The 14,920-nt window shown below is 63.7% G+C and carries 11 protein-coding genes; 6 read left to right on the top strand and 5 right to left on the bottom strand.

The annotated features are described in order from the left end of the window. Positions 1 to 70: 70 nt before the first annotated feature. A complete protein-coding gene (locus P0D73_RS32635; protein WP_408434547.1) occupies positions 71 to 1,648 on the bottom strand; it encodes an acid phosphatase in 1,578 nt (525 codons plus the stop codon). Between the two features lie 248 nt (positions 1,649 to 1,896). On the opposite strand from P0D73_RS32635, the gene P0D73_RS32640 reads away from it, so the two are divergent. Then, a complete protein-coding gene (locus P0D73_RS32640; RefSeq protein ID WP_408434550.1) occupies positions 1,897 to 3,291 on the top strand; it encodes a cytochrome-c peroxidase in 1,395 nt (464 codons plus the stop codon). Positions 3,292 to 3,339: 48 nt separating this feature from the next. On the opposite strand, the gene P0D73_RS32645 is transcribed toward P0D73_RS32640, so the two are convergent. Further along, positions 3,340 to 3,579: a hypothetical protein gene (locus P0D73_RS32645; protein WP_408434553.1), complete on the bottom strand. Its 240-nt coding sequence runs from the start codon at positions 3,577 to 3,579 to the stop codon at positions 3,340 to 3,342. Positions 3,580 to 3,874: 295 nt separating this feature from the next. Here P0D73_RS32645 and P0D73_RS32650 point away from each other — a divergent pair, with 295 nt between their 5' ends. Next, positions 3,875 to 4,264 carry an RT0821/Lpp0805 family surface protein gene (locus P0D73_RS32650; RefSeq protein ID WP_408180645.1) on the top strand — a complete coding sequence of 130 codons (390 nt, stop codon included), beginning with the start codon at positions 3,875 to 3,877 and terminating at the stop codon, positions 4,262 to 4,264. Between the two features lie 106 nt (positions 4,265 to 4,370). Next, positions 4,371 to 4,820, top strand: a complete 450-nt coding sequence (locus P0D73_RS32655) for an NUDIX hydrolase (protein ID WP_408180644.1) — start codon at positions 4,371 to 4,373, stop codon at positions 4,818 to 4,820. Positions 4,821 to 4,855: 35 nt separating this feature from the next. Here P0D73_RS32655 and P0D73_RS32660 read toward each other — a convergent pair whose 3' ends face one another. Together P0D73_RS32660 and P0D73_RS32665 are read right to left on the bottom strand one after the other, a co-directional pair. Next, positions 4,856 to 5,830 carry a transporter substrate-binding domain-containing protein gene (locus P0D73_RS32660; RefSeq protein WP_408434556.1) on the bottom strand — a complete coding sequence of 325 codons (975 nt, stop codon included), beginning with the start codon at positions 5,828 to 5,830 and terminating at the stop codon, positions 4,856 to 4,858. Positions 5,831 to 5,969: 139 nt separating this feature from the next. Then, positions 5,970 to 7,679, bottom strand: coding sequence for a glutamine--tRNA ligase/YqeY domain fusion protein (locus P0D73_RS32665; RefSeq protein WP_408180642.1), 1,710 nt, complete (start codon positions 7,677 to 7,679; stop codon positions 5,970 to 5,972). A 553-nt stretch (positions 7,680 to 8,232) separates the two neighbouring features. Here P0D73_RS32665 and ggt point away from each other — a divergent pair. Both ggt and P0D73_RS32675 read left to right on the top strand, forming a co-directional pair. Then, a complete protein-coding gene (ggt, locus tag P0D73_RS32670) occupies positions 8,233 to 9,987 on the top strand; it encodes a gamma-glutamyltransferase (RefSeq protein ID WP_408434559.1) in 1,755 nt (584 codons plus the stop codon). Between the two features lie 67 nt (positions 9,988 to 10,054). After that, complete coding sequence (locus tag P0D73_RS32675) at positions 10,055 to 10,624, top strand: RBBP9/YdeN family alpha/beta hydrolase (RefSeq protein WP_408434561.1); 570 nt, start codon at positions 10,055 to 10,057, stop codon at positions 10,622 to 10,624. Between the two features lie 43 nt (positions 10,625 to 10,667). Here the strand turns inward: P0D73_RS32675 and P0D73_RS32680 are convergent, their stop codons facing one another. After that, complete coding sequence (locus P0D73_RS32680; protein ID WP_408434564.1) at positions 10,668 to 11,888, bottom strand: CaiB/BaiF CoA transferase family protein; 1,221 nt, start codon at positions 11,886 to 11,888, stop codon at positions 10,668 to 10,670. 305 nt (positions 11,889 to 12,193) lie between these two features. Between P0D73_RS32680 and alaS the strand changes: the two genes are divergently transcribed. Further along, positions 12,194 to 14,818 carry an alanine--tRNA ligase gene (gene alaS / locus P0D73_RS32685; RefSeq protein WP_408291122.1) on the top strand — a complete coding sequence of 875 codons (2,625 nt, stop codon included), beginning with the start codon at positions 12,194 to 12,196 and terminating at the stop codon, positions 14,816 to 14,818. Positions 14,819 to 14,920 lie beyond the last annotated feature (102 nt).

A 14,920-nucleotide genomic window follows, 5' to 3' on the forward strand; every position in this document is an offset into this window, starting at 1 on the left:
CACCCTCAGGCGGACTGTTGCTTACCGCTTAACGTCGTCCGTCTGAAATCGAACGCCTTTCGCCCTGCGCTCATTGCTTGATGTTCAGCGCAGCCGTGAGATCGCCCATCGGCTTGCTGCCATTGCTCACCAGCGCCGCGTCGCGCGCCGCGATGCCCGGCAGCGTCGGCAGCGAGAAGCGGTGCGCGATGAAGCGCAGGATCGACGTGGTGTCGTACTGCGTGTGATCGACGAAACCCTTCTTCGCGTACGGCGAGATGATCAGTGCCGGAATACGCGTGCCCGGACCCCAGCGGTCGGCCTTCGGCGGCGACACGTGATCCCAGAAGCCGCCGTTTTCGTCGTAGGTCACGACCACCACCATGTTGTTCCACTGCGGGCTCTTCTGCAGATGCGAGATTACGTCCGCGATGTGTTGATCGCCCGATGCCACATCGGTGTAGCCCGCGTGTTCGTTCAGGTTGCCCTGCGGCTTGTAGAACGACACTTGCGGCAGCGTGCCGTTGTCGATCGCCTTGATGAACTCCGAGCCGGCGAGACCACCGTCGAGCAAATGCTGCGAACGGTTCGCGGTGCCCGGTGCGAGGTCGGCGAAGTAGTTGAACGGCTGATGATGCGGCTGGAAGTTCGGTGCCGTCAGATTCGCGCCGTAAATCACGTTCGACGTGCCGTTTTGCGCCGCCGACACCGCCGCGCCCCACGCGCCGCTGTACCACGCCCACGACACCTTCGCGTTGTTCAGCAGATCGCCGATGTGCTGCTGCGACTGCGCCGGCAGGGTGGTCGCCTGGGTCGGATCGGCGAAGTTCGCGTCGCCGCCGGTCGCCGGCTTGTTGCCGCTCGGCTGATACGGCGGCTGCATCGTGTTGATCGCGAAGAAGTCAGGCGTGAGGTTGCCCGAGTTCACGTATTTGGGCGGACCGCTCAACGCCGAAGCGGGCGAGTTAGACGCGAGCTTCAGCGTGACGCCGTCGCTTTCCACCGACGAGATCGAGCTGGCCGCCACGCTCTTGTCCGCGTTCGGATAGGTCGGCGTGCACGCGCAGATCAGCCACTGGTGGTTCAGGAACGAACCGCCGAATGCGCCCATGAAAAAGTTGTCGGCGAGCGTGTACTGCTGGGCGATTTTCCACAGCGGCAGCTTGTCGGCGTTGAGCGTGTAGTGGCCCATCACGAGGCCTCCCGAATCCGCCCAGGCGGCGAACTTGTCGTTCTTGCCGCCGTTGATCTGCATCTGGTTCTCGTAGAAGCGGTGATACAGGTCACGCGTCGTCGCCGTGATCGGCGTGTTGAAACCCTTCGGGTCGTCGATGGCGAACGGGCTGTTCGGCAGGTTTGCCGTCATGGCCTGCGTGACCACCGGCGTCACGCCGGTTTGCGTCAGGCCGTTCCACACCTGCGGCAGCGTCGCGAGCGTCGTGCCGTTGCGGTCCACCTGCGTGGCGCTCGCCGCCGTCACGTTCTGCAGACCGTTGGCGCCGGGAAAGTTGCCGTACAGGTTGTCGAAGCTGCGGTTTTCCGCGTAGATCACCACGACATTCTTGATCGAGGTGATGTCCGGTTCGTTGACTTTGTCACCGCCGCACGCATACAGGCTCAACGCTGCTGCGATCGCGATAGGCGCCGCGCAGATCAGTTTCTTGTTCATTTGATGTGGTTTCTCTCTCTCGCGTTGGGGACGGGTCACCTGCACTCCTTACACGGATGACCGCGGGCGAAAGTTTGGCAAGGCAATTTGACAGAAAGATGTAATTAATTACGAATTGCTTCTGATATGAAAATACCGTCGGCTGTATGTCATTTAAAAGACATGGGAATGAAATACGCTCGCGGACTTCACTATCGCAAACTCACATCTTTCTTATGCGGCCAGCTCTGACGGGGATTCGGAAAATAATGGCTCGGGTCGAGGCGCGGCGTGGCGCCGGTCTCGCGACGATGCGCGTGCGGCAAGCGACGGCGTTCGCGCTGACAGCCATGACCTTGATGCTTGCCGCGTGCGATGCGGGTGCGCCGGGGACGGCTGCCGTCGCGAGTGCCGCGGCGAGCACGGTCGCGGGCGGTTCGGCTCCGTCCGCGCCGGTGGCGGCGTCGGCCGTGCAGGTGGCCGCCCATGAAGCGGGGCAGTCCCGTGCGCAAGTCTACGAATCCGTGCGGCAGATGACGGCGCTCGGCAAGCAGTTATTTTTCGACGCGTCGCTCTCCGGCTCGGGCAAGCTCGCTTGCGCGTCGTGCCACAGTCCGGACCATGGGTTTTCGCCGGCCAATGCGTTGTCGGTGCAACTCGGCGGCAACGACATGCACCGCACCGGTATGCGCGCCGCGCCGACGCTGAAGTATCTGCAATCGGTGCCCGCATTCGCCGAGCACTACCACGAGTCGGACGACGAAGGCGACGAAAGCGTCGATGCCGGCCCGACCGGCGGCTTGACCTGGGATGGCCGCGTCGACCGCGGTGGCGACCAGGCGCGCATTCCGCTGCTGTCGTCGTTTGAAATGGGCAGCACGCCGGCCAAAGTCACTGCGGCGCTCAAGGCTGCGCCCTACGCCGACGCTTTCCGCGCGGCCTTCGGCGCACATATTTTCGATAGCGACGACGCCACCTTCAAAGCCGTGTTGCAAGCGCTCGAAACCTTCGAGCAGACGCCGGAAACTTTCTATCCGTACACCAGCAAGTACGACGCCTATCTGGCGGGTAAGGCTCAGTTGACGCAAGCTGAACTGCGCGGCCTGCAACTGTTCAACGACGAGAAAAAAGGCAATTGCGCGAGCTGCCACATCAGCCAGCGCACCATGGACGGTGCGCCGCCGCAGTTCAGCGATTTCGGTCTGATCGCGATCGGCGTGCCGCGCAATCGCGCGCTGTCGGTGAATCGCGATCCGCATTTCTATGACCTTGGCGCCTGCGGCCCGGAGCGCACCGATCTTAAGGGTCGCGCCGAGTTTTGCGGCATCTTCCGCACGCCGACGCTGCGCAATGTGGCGCTGAAGAAGAGCTTCTTTCACAACGGCATCTATCATTCGCTCGATCAGGTGGTGCGCTTCTATGCCGAGCGCGACACGAACCCGGAGAAGTTCTATCCGGTCGCGAAAGGCAAAGTGCGGAAGTTCGACGATCTGCCCCAGCAGTACTGGGCCAATCTGAATACTGATCCACCATTCGATCGCAAGCCGGGTGACAAGCCGGCGCTCGACGAGGCTGACATCAAGGACGTCGTCGCGTTTTTGAATACGCTGACAGACGGGTACAAGGCGGGAAGCGGGGCGGCCGACTCAGTGGCCGCGAAGTGAGGAAGGTGACGCGATGGCTGCTGGCGTAGCCGGCCGCTCAGGTCAGGATTAGTTGCCGACGCTCGTTAGCATGTAATAGCAGCCGACGAGCAGCATGGCGAAGGACAGCAACAGGCAGGCGACGCCAACACGCGTCAGCAGATTCGGCCAGCGAGCGCGAGGCAACGCATCCATCCGCACGACGCGCCGCGCGAGTCCGGGATCGCGTCTGATCGCAACCGGTACGAGCGCGACACACAGCAGCGCAAGTGCGATAGCAAAAGTTTTGAGGGCGGAGAGGGTGTGCATGGCGGAGCATCTTCAGATTCTGATTGGCGCGGATACGCAATCAATCAATCTTAAGAAGTCGTCCTACTGCTAGGAATGGGAGCTGTCCTAAAATTAGCGGCGCTCGTTGTGTCCGGTGGCGCGTGATTCAAGCAATAGATCGCGCCGCATATTCCGCTGGCGGCCGCCCTGTTCGGCTGAGAGCCCGGCAGTTTCTCGCGGTCCCTTCGAGGGGGACATGCTATGCTTTTGGGGTCCAGATCACGATGCGCCCCGCGCGCTCGAGACCGCCGAACACTTTCGAGGAGAACCCTTCATGTCGATGCGAACCCGTGTCCTGTCTCAACTGACTGCCGGTAGCCTGTTGCTGGGTGCTGCGATCGGCGCGCAAGCTGCGAATCTTGGTTTTCTGAACGACACGCCGATCAGCTACATGAAGCAACGCGACATCGACTCCGTCAAAAAGGCGGTCTTCTCCGCACTGAACGACAAGCAGGACGGCGAAACCATGAACTGGGTCAACGAAGGCACGGGCAACAGCGTGAAGATCGACGCCGCGATCACGATGGCCAGCACGGCCAAGGACGGCGACCGCACCTGCCGCGACGTCGGCGTCGTGCTGAGCGCCAAAGGGCAATCGATGAACCTGCGCCCGCAGTTCTGCAAGCACGGCAGCGGCAACTGGCAATTGCAGAAAAAGCACTGAGCATGCGGGCCTTGATGGCGGCGCGCGCCGGTTGGCAGCCGGCGCGGCTCGAAGCCATGCATGTGCGTGTCGATGGATCGTTGCGTTCGCTTGAAATGGTGCGGCAATGAGCACACGGATTGTCTCGTGCGGCATCGTCTTGCTCGACCCGGACGGTCGCGTGCTGCTCGCGCACGCCACTGAAACGTCGCACTGGGATATTCCCAAAGGACACGGCGAAGAAGGCGAGGCGCCGCACGTCACGGCGCTGCGCGAGATGGTCGAGGAGACCGGTATCGCCATCGAACCCGAGCGTCTGAAAGACCTCGGCCTATTCGTCTATCGGCGCGACAAGGACCTGCATCTGTTCGGCGCGCGTGCCACAGTCGATGAACTCGATCTGAGCGTGTGCATCTGCACGTCGCTCTTTCCGCGCCGCTCCGACGGCACGCTGATTCCCGAAATGGATGCCTACCGCTGGGCCGCGCCTGACGAAGTGGACAAGTATGCGAGCCGCAGTCTCACGCGGCTCTTTCAGACCACGCTGTCGCTCGCGGAATTGCATCGGTCGTTATAGCGGCGAGGCCAGCACTGCGTTCGCCGCCCGAGGCTTCAGTCGAGTGCGCGGTCGTTCGGATGCGCGAACAAAGCGCGGTTCTGCTCCGACAGCGGATAGTTCAGATTGATGCCGTGCGGCGGAATGGGTTGCGTGAACCACTGCTTGTACAGACGCTCCGCTTCGCCGGAAGTCTGGCTGCGCGTGATCACGCCATTGACGAGTGTGCGGAACGGTTCATCGCCTTTGCGGAACATGCACGCGTAGACTTCATAGCCAAGCGGCGTACCGGTCACCACGAAATCGTCGGGACGCGGATCGGTCGATTTGAAACCGTACACGATCGGCTCGTCCATCACGAAGGCCACGGCGTGGTCGTCCTTGAGCGCGGAAAAGGCCTCGGAATGATCGCGCGCGCTGGTGATACGCATGTTCAGGTGCTTGTCGGTGTTCAGGCGGCGCAGCAGGCGTTCGTCCGAGGTGCCTGCGGTCGTCACGACCGCTTTGCCGGCCAGGTCGGGAAAATCCGTGATGCCGCTGTTCTTGCGCGCGATCATGCGCACGGCGTACTGGAAGAAACTGTTCGAGAACGCGGCCACGTTTTCGCGTTCCACCGTGTGCGTGGTCGAGCCGCATTCCAGATCGATCTGGTTGTTCAGCAGCATCGGCGTGCGGTTCGACGAGGTCACGGTGATCTCGTGCACCTTCAGTTGCGGCATGCCCAACGTCTTCTTGATCTCGTCGACGATCTGCAGTGCGATGGTCTGCGAATAGCCGACCGTGCCTTTGCCGTCGAAGTAGGAGAAAGGAATCGACGCTTCACGCACGCCGAGCACGACCACGCCGTCGTCGTGAATTTTTTTCAGCGTGCCGGTGAGTTCATCCGTTTGAGCGGAGCAGGCGAGCGACGCCGCGCCGAACGTGGTCAGCGCCATGAGCGCGCAGCGCGCGCCCTGAACGAAACGCGCCGCGCGCGCCGTGCTTCCCGTTGTGCGCCGGGTACTCGCCCTGCGGCGGGCTGCAACTTTCATCGGACCTCCCGGACTGGCGTTGGCGGATGCCGCGCCGTCGCTGTCGATGGAACATGATGCGACAAAACGGCGTGCATCCTTCTATCAAGACGCACGCCATATCCAACTTCAGATGCGCTGCAAGAGGGTGCGTTCCAGCTTACGCCGGCTTGCCCCAACTGTCGCGCAGACTGACGATGCGATTGAATACGGGCTTACCCGGCTTGGAATCGACTCGGTCGGCGACGAAATAGCCATGACGCTCGAACTGATAGCGTTGCTCCGGCAGCGCTTCGCGCGCGCCCGGTTCCAGGTAGGCGTTGACCACGCGCTTCGAATCCGGATTCAGCGCTTCGAGGAAATCGCGGCCGCCGGCGTCCGGCTGCGGTTCCTTGAACAGGCGGTCGTAGATACGCACTTCGGCCGGGCACGCGGCTGCCGCGCTGACCCAGTGGATGTTGCCCTTGACCTTGTAGCTGTTCGCGCCTTCGGTGCCTGATTTGCTGTCCGGGAAGTAGTTGCAATGGACCGCGACGATGTTGCCGTTCTCGTCCTTGTCCGCGCCGACGCATTCGATCACGTAGCCGTAGCGCAGACGTACCTTGTTGCCCGGGAACAGGCGGAAGTAGCCCTTCGGCGGCGTTTCGTTGTAGTCGTCGCGTTCGATCCACAGCTCGCGCGAAATCGGAAACTCGCGCACGCCCATTTCCGGGTGATGCGGATGGACCGGCGCATTGCATGGCTCGGTCACGCCTTCGGGGAAGTTGTCGATGATCAGCTTCACCGGATCGAGCACCGCGGCCGTGCGCGGCGCCTTGTCGTCCAGATCGTCGCGCAGCGCGCCTTCGAACACGCTCATGTCGATCCACGAATCGACCTTGGTCACGCCGATGCGCTCGCAGAACAGCTGGATCGCTTCCGGCGTGAAGCCGCGCCGGCGCACGCCGACAATGGTCGGCATACGCGGATCGTCCCAGCCGTCCACATGGCCTTCGGTCACGAGTTGCAGCAGCTTGCGCTTGCTGGTGATCGCGTAGGTCAGGTTCAGGCGCGAAAATTCGATTTGTTGCGGCAGCGGGCGCGTGAAAATGCCGGCCTCGGCGAGTTCGTTCAGGATCCAGTCATACAGCGGACGATGGTCCTCGAACTCCAGCGTGCACAGCGAATGCGTGATGTTTTCCAACGCGTCCGAGATGCAGTGCGTGTAGTCGTACATCGGGTACACGCACCATTTGTCGCCGGTGCGGTAGTGATGCGCGAAGCGAATCCGGTAGATCACCGGATCGCGCATATTAAAGTTCGGCGACGACATGTCGATCTTCGCGCGCAGCACGTGCTCGCCTTCCTGGAACTCGCCGGCCTTCATGCGGCGAAACAGGTCGAGATTCTCCTGCACCGAACGCTCGCGGAAGGGCGACGGCGTGCCGACTTCCGTGGCCGAGCCGCGGTTCGCGCGCATTTCTTCTGCCGACTGGCTGTCCACGTAGGCCTTGCCGCGTTCGATCAGCAGTTCGGCGAATTCGTACAGCTTGTCGTAGTAGTCGCTCGCGTAGTAGAGCTCTTCCTTGCCGCCTTTTTCCCACTCGAAGCCGAGCCAGCGCACGGCGTCGATGATCGAGTCGACGTATTCGACGCTTTCCTTTTCCGGATTGGTATCGTCAAAGCGCAGATGGCACACGCCGCCGTAGCTGCGCGCCACGCCGAAGTTCAGGCAGATGCTCTTGGCGTGACCGATATGCAGATAGCCGTTCGGCTCGGGCGGAAAGCGCGTTTCGACACGCTGCCCCCACTTGCCGGTGCGGTTGTCGTCGTCAATGATGTTGCGGATGAAATTGGATGCCGCTGGCGCGTCGTTGCGTTCGGTATTCATGCGAGAAGGTGAAAGTCTGTCGGGGGCGCGCAATGCGTCCACTTATCCGACAATTCTACCTGACGAGTCCCGTCGCAGCAGGCGAGTGCGGCGTGCAGCCAACGTTTGAGCGGTTTTGACGGCAATTCAGGGGGCAGGCCGGCGCTGTAACAGGAGGTAAAACGTTTTGTTCGCGCGCCCGCCGCCGCCTTAGGATGCCAGCGGCGCGGGTTCGTCCGCGAGGGCCGCATGGTAGGTCCGCGTGGGGTTTCCGGACGCCGCAATAGGCGTTGCGCGCCCGCGTTCAGGCCGCATCGCGCAGCATCAGGCCGCTTTTCTCGCAACCTGAGCGCGCGGGCGGGAAATCACCGCGTATAGCAAGGCGCATCAGCCGTCCCGCCTCGCCCCACATGCCCGCCGCCCGATCATTTCCCGGGGCAGTGCAGCTTGCGCCATGACGCGCAGCGCGTGCACTCGTCGCAGCCGTCCACGCAGGCCGCACCGCCCTTTGTCGCCTTGCACGAATTCTTGCCGTTCGTGCACCATGGCGCCCTTAGTTGCCGGAGTTTCTCGGATGTCTGTCCCGACGCACGGCGCGCCTCGCGCGCCTTTCACCTCGCTTTCTCTGGCCCGGATCCTGACGGTATCGGCCATGCTCGCCGCGTTCACCGGCGTCGTCGTCGCGCCCGTGCCCGCGCTGGCAAAAACGCCGCCGCCGAAGGCCGTGTTCGACGCATCGGCGGTGGCCGTGCCGGACCGCTACAGCGCGGACACGGCGCAGCAGATCTTCGCCGCCGGCGGCAACGCGGTGGATGCCGCCGTCGCCATCGCCTTCACGCTGGCCGTGACCGCGCCGGATGCGGGCAATCTCGGCGGCGGAGGCTTCATGACCGTGTTCATGGACGGCAAGCCGTACTTTCTCGACTATCGCGAGCGCGCGCCGCAACAGGCGACCCGCGAAATGTACCTCGACGACAAGGGCAACCTGCTGCCGGGCATGAGCGCCGTCGGGCATCGCGCAGTGGGCGTGCCGGGTACGGTCGAGGGGATGTGGGAGGCGCAGCAGCGTTTCGGCAAGCTAAAGTGGAAGCAGGTGCTGGCGCCCGCGATCCGCTACGCCACCGACGGTTTCCAGGTCGAGCCGTGGTTGCAGCAACGCCACGACGCGGCGGCGAAGACCTTCGCCGGCAAGACCAATTTCGACGCCTACTTTTCGAATCTCAAGGCGGGCGTGACGTACCGCCAGCCGGAACTTGCGCAGACGCTGTCGCGCATTGCGAGCGACGGCGGGCGCGAGTTCTACGAGGGCCGCACCGCGGATCTGATCGCCCAGCAGATGTACGGCCACGGTCTGGTCACGAAACAGGATCTGATTCAATACAAGGCCGTGTGGCGCCAGCCGCTTACCGCCGACTGGAACGGCTATCAGGTCGTGACCGCGCCGCCGCCGAGTTCGGGCGGCATTGGGCTGATCCAGATGCTGAAGATGAAAGCCGATCTGAAGCAGGCGTTCGACGGCCTCGAGCTGAACTCCGTGCCGTATATCCATCTGATCGCGCAGATCGAGGACCGCGTGTTCGCTGATCGCCAGCAATACCTGGGCGATCCGGATGCGTACAAGGTGCCGACCGGCAAATTGATCGACGACGCCTACCTCGCGCAGCGCGCCGACGAAGTCAAGCCCGACGAAGTACCCGGCGCGGCGCCGGTGAAGCCGGGCCTCGGCGACACGGCCCCGGAGAAAGCGCAAACCACGCATTTCTCGGTGGTCGACAAGTGGGGCAATGCCGTGTCGAACACCTACACGCTGAACGGGGACTTCGGTTCAGGCGTGGTGGTGGACGGCGGCGGCTTCCTGCTGAACGACGCCATGGATGACTTCGTCACCAAGCCCGCTGCCGCAAGCGCGTCCGGCGCAAGCAGCGCCGAAGTGAACACGGTGGCGCCCGGACGTCGGCCGCTGTCGTCGATGACGCCGACCATTCTGCTGAAGGACAACAAGGTGTCGCTGGTGATCGGCACGCCCGGCGGCTCGCGCATTCTGACGTCGATTTTCCAGGTGATGACCGATCTGTACGACTTCAACATGTCGCCCACCGACGCGCTCGCCGCCATGCGTTTCCACCATCAGTTGCTGCCGCAGAAGACGATCTATTTCGAGCCGTATCGTCCGATCACGGGCGAGCTGGCCGAGCAATTGCAAGCCAAGGGCTACACGCTCGAAGGGCAGTCGTTCAACGGCGACGTGCAGATGATCCGCATCGAGGGCACGACGCCCGAGCCGGCGGCGGACCCACGCGGTGTGGGTGTGGGGCGCGTGACGCATTGACGCGCGCCCGGCGGCGGCGTGGGCAAAAACAATAAACTGCGAATAACGACCAACTACGGGGAACGCGATGAGCGGACAAAAACAACCTGACACGCTGGTGCTGCCAGGCTACCAGAATTCCGGCGCCGGCCACTGGCAGACGCGCTGGGAAGCTCTGAGCCCGGCATTTGTGCGCGTACAGATGCCGGATTGGGACCACCCTCAGCGCGACGCCTGGTGCCGCATGCTCGACGCCGCCGTGGCCGCCGCCGACGCGCCTGTGGTGTTCGCCGCGCACAGCCTCGGTTGCCTGACGACGGCTTTCTGGGCGTCGCAATACGCGAGCGCCGCGCAGCTAGCGAAGGTGGCGGGCGCACTGCTGGTCGCGCTGCCCGATCCCGCCGAGGCGCATTTTCCGCAGGACGCAAGCGGTTTCGCACCGGTGCCGCTCAAGCGGCTGCCGTTTCCGACGATCGTCGTGGCCAGCAGCGATGATCCCTACGGCGGCGTGCCGTTTTCAAAGACCTGTGCGAACGCGTGGGGCAGCCGCTGGATCGACATCGGCCCGCGCGGCCATATCAACGCGGACAGCGGGCTCGGCGATTGGAACGAAGGGCGCGAGTGGCTGGAGTCGTTCGGCGCGTCAAACCGTCGCTGAGCAACGCCCCGCTCTGAACGCGTCCACCGCGCCCCCATCGGAATCAAATCACCGACTGCCCCCGTAACGCCGCAATCCTCGCTTCGTCATACCCGAGCACGTCGCGCAAAATGGTCTCGGTGTGTTCCCCGAGCGTAGGCGGATGCGCAAGCGCTTCAGGCGGCGTGCCGGTCATATTGATCGGATTGCGCACCAGCTTGACCGTGCCGCCCGACGGATGCGGCAGATTCACCTGTAGCCCGCGCGCCACCACCTGCTCATTCTCGAACACCTCGCCAAGATCGTTGATGGGCCCACATGGCACACCAGTAGCTTCGAGGGTGGCGATCCATTGCTGCTTGCCCTGCAGGCGGACCATGTCCGCGAGAATCGGCACGAGGATCTCGCGGTTGCGCACACGCGCCGGGTTGGTGGCAAAACGCTCGTCGTCCGCCAGTTCGGGGCGGCCGCCCGCTTCGACGAACTTGCGGAACTGCCCGTCGTTGCCGACCGCGACGATGATCCAGCCGTCGCTCGTCTGGAAGGTCTGGTACGGCACGATGTTCGGATGCGCATTGCCCCAGCGCACCGGCGGCTGGCCGCTTGCCAGGTAGTTCGAATTCATGTTGGCGAGCATCGCCACCTGGACGTCGAGCAGCGCCATGTCGATGTACTGGCCTTCGCCCGTCCGGTCACGGTGGGTGAGGGCGGTGAGGACGGCAATGGTCGAGTACATGCCGGTCATGAGGTCGGCAATCGCGACGCCGGCCTTCTGCGGGCCACCGCCTGGCTGGCCGTCGCGCTCGCCGGTGATGCTCATGAAGCCGCCGATGCCTTGCACGATGAAATCGTAGCCGGCGCGCTGCGCATACGGCCCGGTCTGCCCGAAGCCGGTCACCGAGCAGTAGATGAGGTCGGGCTTCACTTCCTTGAGCGACGCGTAGTCCAGACCGTACTTCTTCAACTGGCCAACCTTGTAGTTCTCCAGCACCACGTCGCTCTGCGCCGCCAGTTCGCGGATGATCCGCTGGCCTTCGGGCGAGGCGATGTCCACGGTGACCGAGCGCTTGTTGCGGTTCGCCGCGAGGTAATACGCGGCCTCGCGCGTGTCTTCGCCTTCCGGCGTCTTGAGGTACGGCGGCCCCCAGTGGCGGGTGTCGTCGCCGACTTCGGGGCGTTCGATCTTGATCACGTCGGCGCCGAAATCGGCGAGAGTCTGCGCGCACCAGGGTCCGGCGAGCACGCGTGTGAGATCCAGCACGCGGATATGACTGAGAGCGCCCATATTGGTCAATGTCTCCTTTGTGGCCAAGCGGCGCGCAAGGCGCCGCGAATGGGGGCAATCTTAAGCGATTCCCGCGCGCAGGCGCAGTCGGCCGAACGGCATAGGACGAATGACACGCGCCACAAAGTCCCGCGATGTCCTACGTTGCCCGCTCAAACCTGGCCGAACGGCCAACCATGCAGGCCGCGCTGCCGCGCACGGGCGCCGATCCCGTATAATCAGTCGTTTAAGAAACAAACAGTTGGCGCATCCCACGATGCCGCCGGTAACAGCCAGGGAACTGGCAAACCCGTCCCCCGCCCGCTATGAAAGCCGCCGAAATCCGCGAGAAATTCCTCAAGTTCTTCGAATCGAAGGGCCATACGATCGTTCGCTCGTCGAGCCTTGTGCCCGGCAACGACCCGACACTGCTCTTCACTAATTCGGGAATGGTGCAGTTCAAAGATGTGTTCCTCGGCGCGGAATCGCGCCCGTATTCGCGCGCCACGACCGCGCAGCGCAGCGTGCGCGCCGGCGGCAAGCACAACGACCTGGAAAACGTCGGCTACACCGCGCGTCACCACACGTTTTTCGAAATGCTGGGCAACTTCTCGTTCGGCGACTACTTCAAGCGCGACGCGATCCACTACGCGTGGGAACTGCTGACGGGCGTGTACCAGTTGCCGAAAGACAAGCTGTGGGTCACCGTCTATCACGAAGACGACGAAGCGCACGACATCTGGGCGAAGGAAGTGGGCGTGCCGGTCGAGCGCATCATCCGCATTGGCGACAACAAGGGCGCGCGTTACGCGTCGGACAACTTCTGGCAAATGGCCGACGTCGGTCCGTGCGGCCCGTGCTCGGAAATTTTCTACGACCACGGCCCGGACGTGTGGGGTGGCCCGCCGGGATCGCCCGAGGAAGACGGCGACCGCTACATCGAGATCTGGAATCTCGTGTTCATGCAATTCAGCCGCGACGCGCAAGGCAACATGACGCCGCTGCCCAAGCAGTGCGTCGATACCGGCATGGGTCTGGAGCGTATCGCCGCCGTGCTGCAGCACGTGCACAGCAACTATGAGATCGACCTGTTCCAGGCGCTCATCCAGGCCGCTGCGCGTGAAACCGGCGTGAGCGATCTGACCAACAATTCGCTGAAGGTGATCGCCGACCACATCCGCGCGTGCTCGTTCCTGATCGTCGACGGCGTGATTCCGGGCAACGAGGGCCGCGGCTACGTGCTGCGCCGGATCGTGCGCCGTGCGATCCGCCACGGCTACAAGCTGGGTAAGAAGGGTTCGTTCTTCCATCGCATGGTGGCGGACCTCGTCGCGCAGATGGGCGGCGCGTACCCGGAACTGAAGGAAGCGGAACAACGCGTCACCGACGTGCTGCGTCAGGAAGAAGAGCGCTTCTTCGAGACCATCGAGCACGGCATGTCGATTCTCGAGGGCGCGCTGGCCGACCTCGAAGCCAAGGGCGGCAAGACGCTCGACGGGGAACTCGCATTCAAGCTGCACGACACGTACGGCTTCCCGCTCGATCTGACGGCGGACGTGTGCCGCGAGCGCGAAGTGACGGTCGACGAAGCCGCCTTCGACGAAGCCATGGCGCGTCAACGCGAGCAGGCTCGCGCGGCGGGCAAGTTCAAGATGGCGCAAGGCCTCGAATACTCGGGCGCGAAAACCACGTTCCACGGTTACGAAGAAATCGTCTTCGACGACGCGAAGGTCGTCGCGTTGTATGTGGACGGCGCCTCGGTGCAGCAAGTGAGCCACGGCCAGCAGGCTGTCGTCGTGCTGGACCACACGCCGTTCTACGCGGAATCGGGCGGCCAGGTCGGCGACCAGGGCGTGCTGGCCAACGCGAGCGTGCGCTTCGCGGTGAGCGATACGCTGAAGGTGCAGGCCGACGTGGTCGGTCATCACGGCACGCTCGAGCAGGGCACGCTGAAGGTGGGCGACGTCGTCAAGGCGGAAATCGACGCGGTGCGCCGCGCCCGCACGCAACGCAACCACTCGGCCACGCACCTGATGCACAAGGCGCTGCGTGAAGTGCTCGGTTCGCACGTGCAGCAGAAGGGCTCGCTCGTCGACGCCGACAAGACCCGTTTCGACTTCGCGCACAACGCGCCGATGACGGACGAGCAGATCCGCCGTGTCGAGGAAATCGTCAACGCCGAGGTGCTGGCGAACGCGCCGGGCATCGTGCGCGTCATGCCGTTCGACGAAGCGGTGAAGGGCGGCGCGATGGCGCTGTTCGGCGAAAAGTACGGCGACGAAGTGCGCGTGCTTGACCTGGGCTTCTCGCGTGAATTGTGCGGCGGCACGCACGTGCATCGCACCGGCGACATCGGCTTCTTCAAGATCGTCATGGAAGGCGGCGTGGCGGCGGGCATCCGTCGCGTGGAAGCGATCACGGGCGACAACGCCGTGCGCTTCGTGCAGGATCTCGACGCGCGCATCAACGCGGCCGCGGCTGTGTTGAAGGCGCAACCGTCGGAACTGACGCAGCGGATCACGCAGGTGCAGGACCAGGTGAAGTCGCTGGAGAAGGAACTGAGCGCGCTGAAGTCGAAGATGGCGTCGAGCCAGGGCGACGAACTGGCCGGTCAGGCGATCGAAGTCGGCGGCGTGCACGTGCTGGCGGCTACGCTCGAAGGCGCGGATGTCAAGACGCTGCGCGAAACCGTCGACAAGCTGAAGGACAAGCTGAAGAGCGCGGCGATCGTGCTCGCCTCGGTCGAAGGTGGCAAGGTGAGCCTGATCGCCGGCGTCACGGCGGACGCCAGCAAGAAGGTCAAGGCGGGCGAGCTGGTCAACTTCGTGGCGCAGCAAGTCGGCGGTAAGGGCGGCGGCCGTCCGGATATGGCGCAGGCTGGCGGCACCGAGCCGGCGAATCTGCCGGCGGCACTGGCCGGCGTCAAGGGTTGGGTCGAAGGCCAGCTTTGAGTCTGATGTGATTGGGCCACGCGGAGCGCCGGGAGGTTGGGCGTGTCGCGTGGCCTAAGTTTTTTTGAGCGTCTGGCGCGAAGCGCCGCAACCGTGCAGTCA

It is taken from the genome of Paraburkholderia sp. RL18-101-BIB-B (genome assembly GCF_046026985.1).
In the GTDB taxonomy this organism is placed as follows: Bacteria; Pseudomonadota; Gammaproteobacteria; order Burkholderiales; family Burkholderiaceae; genus Paraburkholderia.

Bases quoted from the DNA above. Each gene is read 5' to 3' on its own strand.
- P0D73_RS32635 (WP_408434547.1), bottom strand. From the start codon at position 1,648: ATGAACAAGAAACTGATCTGCGCGGCGCCTATCGCGATCGCAGCAGCG.
- P0D73_RS32640 (WP_408434550.1), top strand. From the start codon at position 1,897: ATGGCTCGGGTCGAGGCGCGGCGTGGCGCCGGTCTCGCGACGATGCGC.
- P0D73_RS32645 (WP_408434553.1), bottom strand. From the start codon at position 3,579: ATGCACACCCTCTCCGCCCTCAAAACTTTTGCTATCGCACTTGCGCTG.
- P0D73_RS32650 (WP_408180645.1), top strand. From the start codon at position 3,875: ATGTCGATGCGAACCCGTGTCCTGTCTCAACTGACTGCCGGTAGCCTG.
- P0D73_RS32655 (WP_408180644.1), top strand. From the start codon at position 4,371: ATGAGCACACGGATTGTCTCGTGCGGCATCGTCTTGCTCGACCCGGAC.
- P0D73_RS32660 (WP_408434556.1), bottom strand. From the start codon at position 5,830: ATGAAAGTTGCAGCCCGCCGCAGGGCGAGTACCCGGCGCACAACGGGA.
- P0D73_RS32665 (WP_408180642.1), bottom strand. From the start codon at position 7,679: ATGAATACCGAACGCAACGACGCGCCAGCGGCATCCAATTTCATCCGC.
- ggt (WP_408434559.1), top strand. From the start codon at position 8,233: ATGTCTGTCCCGACGCACGGCGCGCCTCGCGCGCCTTTCACCTCGCTT.
- P0D73_RS32675 (WP_408434561.1), top strand. From the start codon at position 10,055: ATGAGCGGACAAAAACAACCTGACACGCTGGTGCTGCCAGGCTACCAG.
- P0D73_RS32680 (WP_408434564.1), bottom strand. From the start codon at position 11,888: ATGGGCGCTCTCAGTCATATCCGCGTGCTGGATCTCACACGCGTGCTC.
- alaS (WP_408291122.1), top strand. From the start codon at position 12,194: ATGAAAGCCGCCGAAATCCGCGAGAAATTCCTCAAGTTCTTCGAATCG.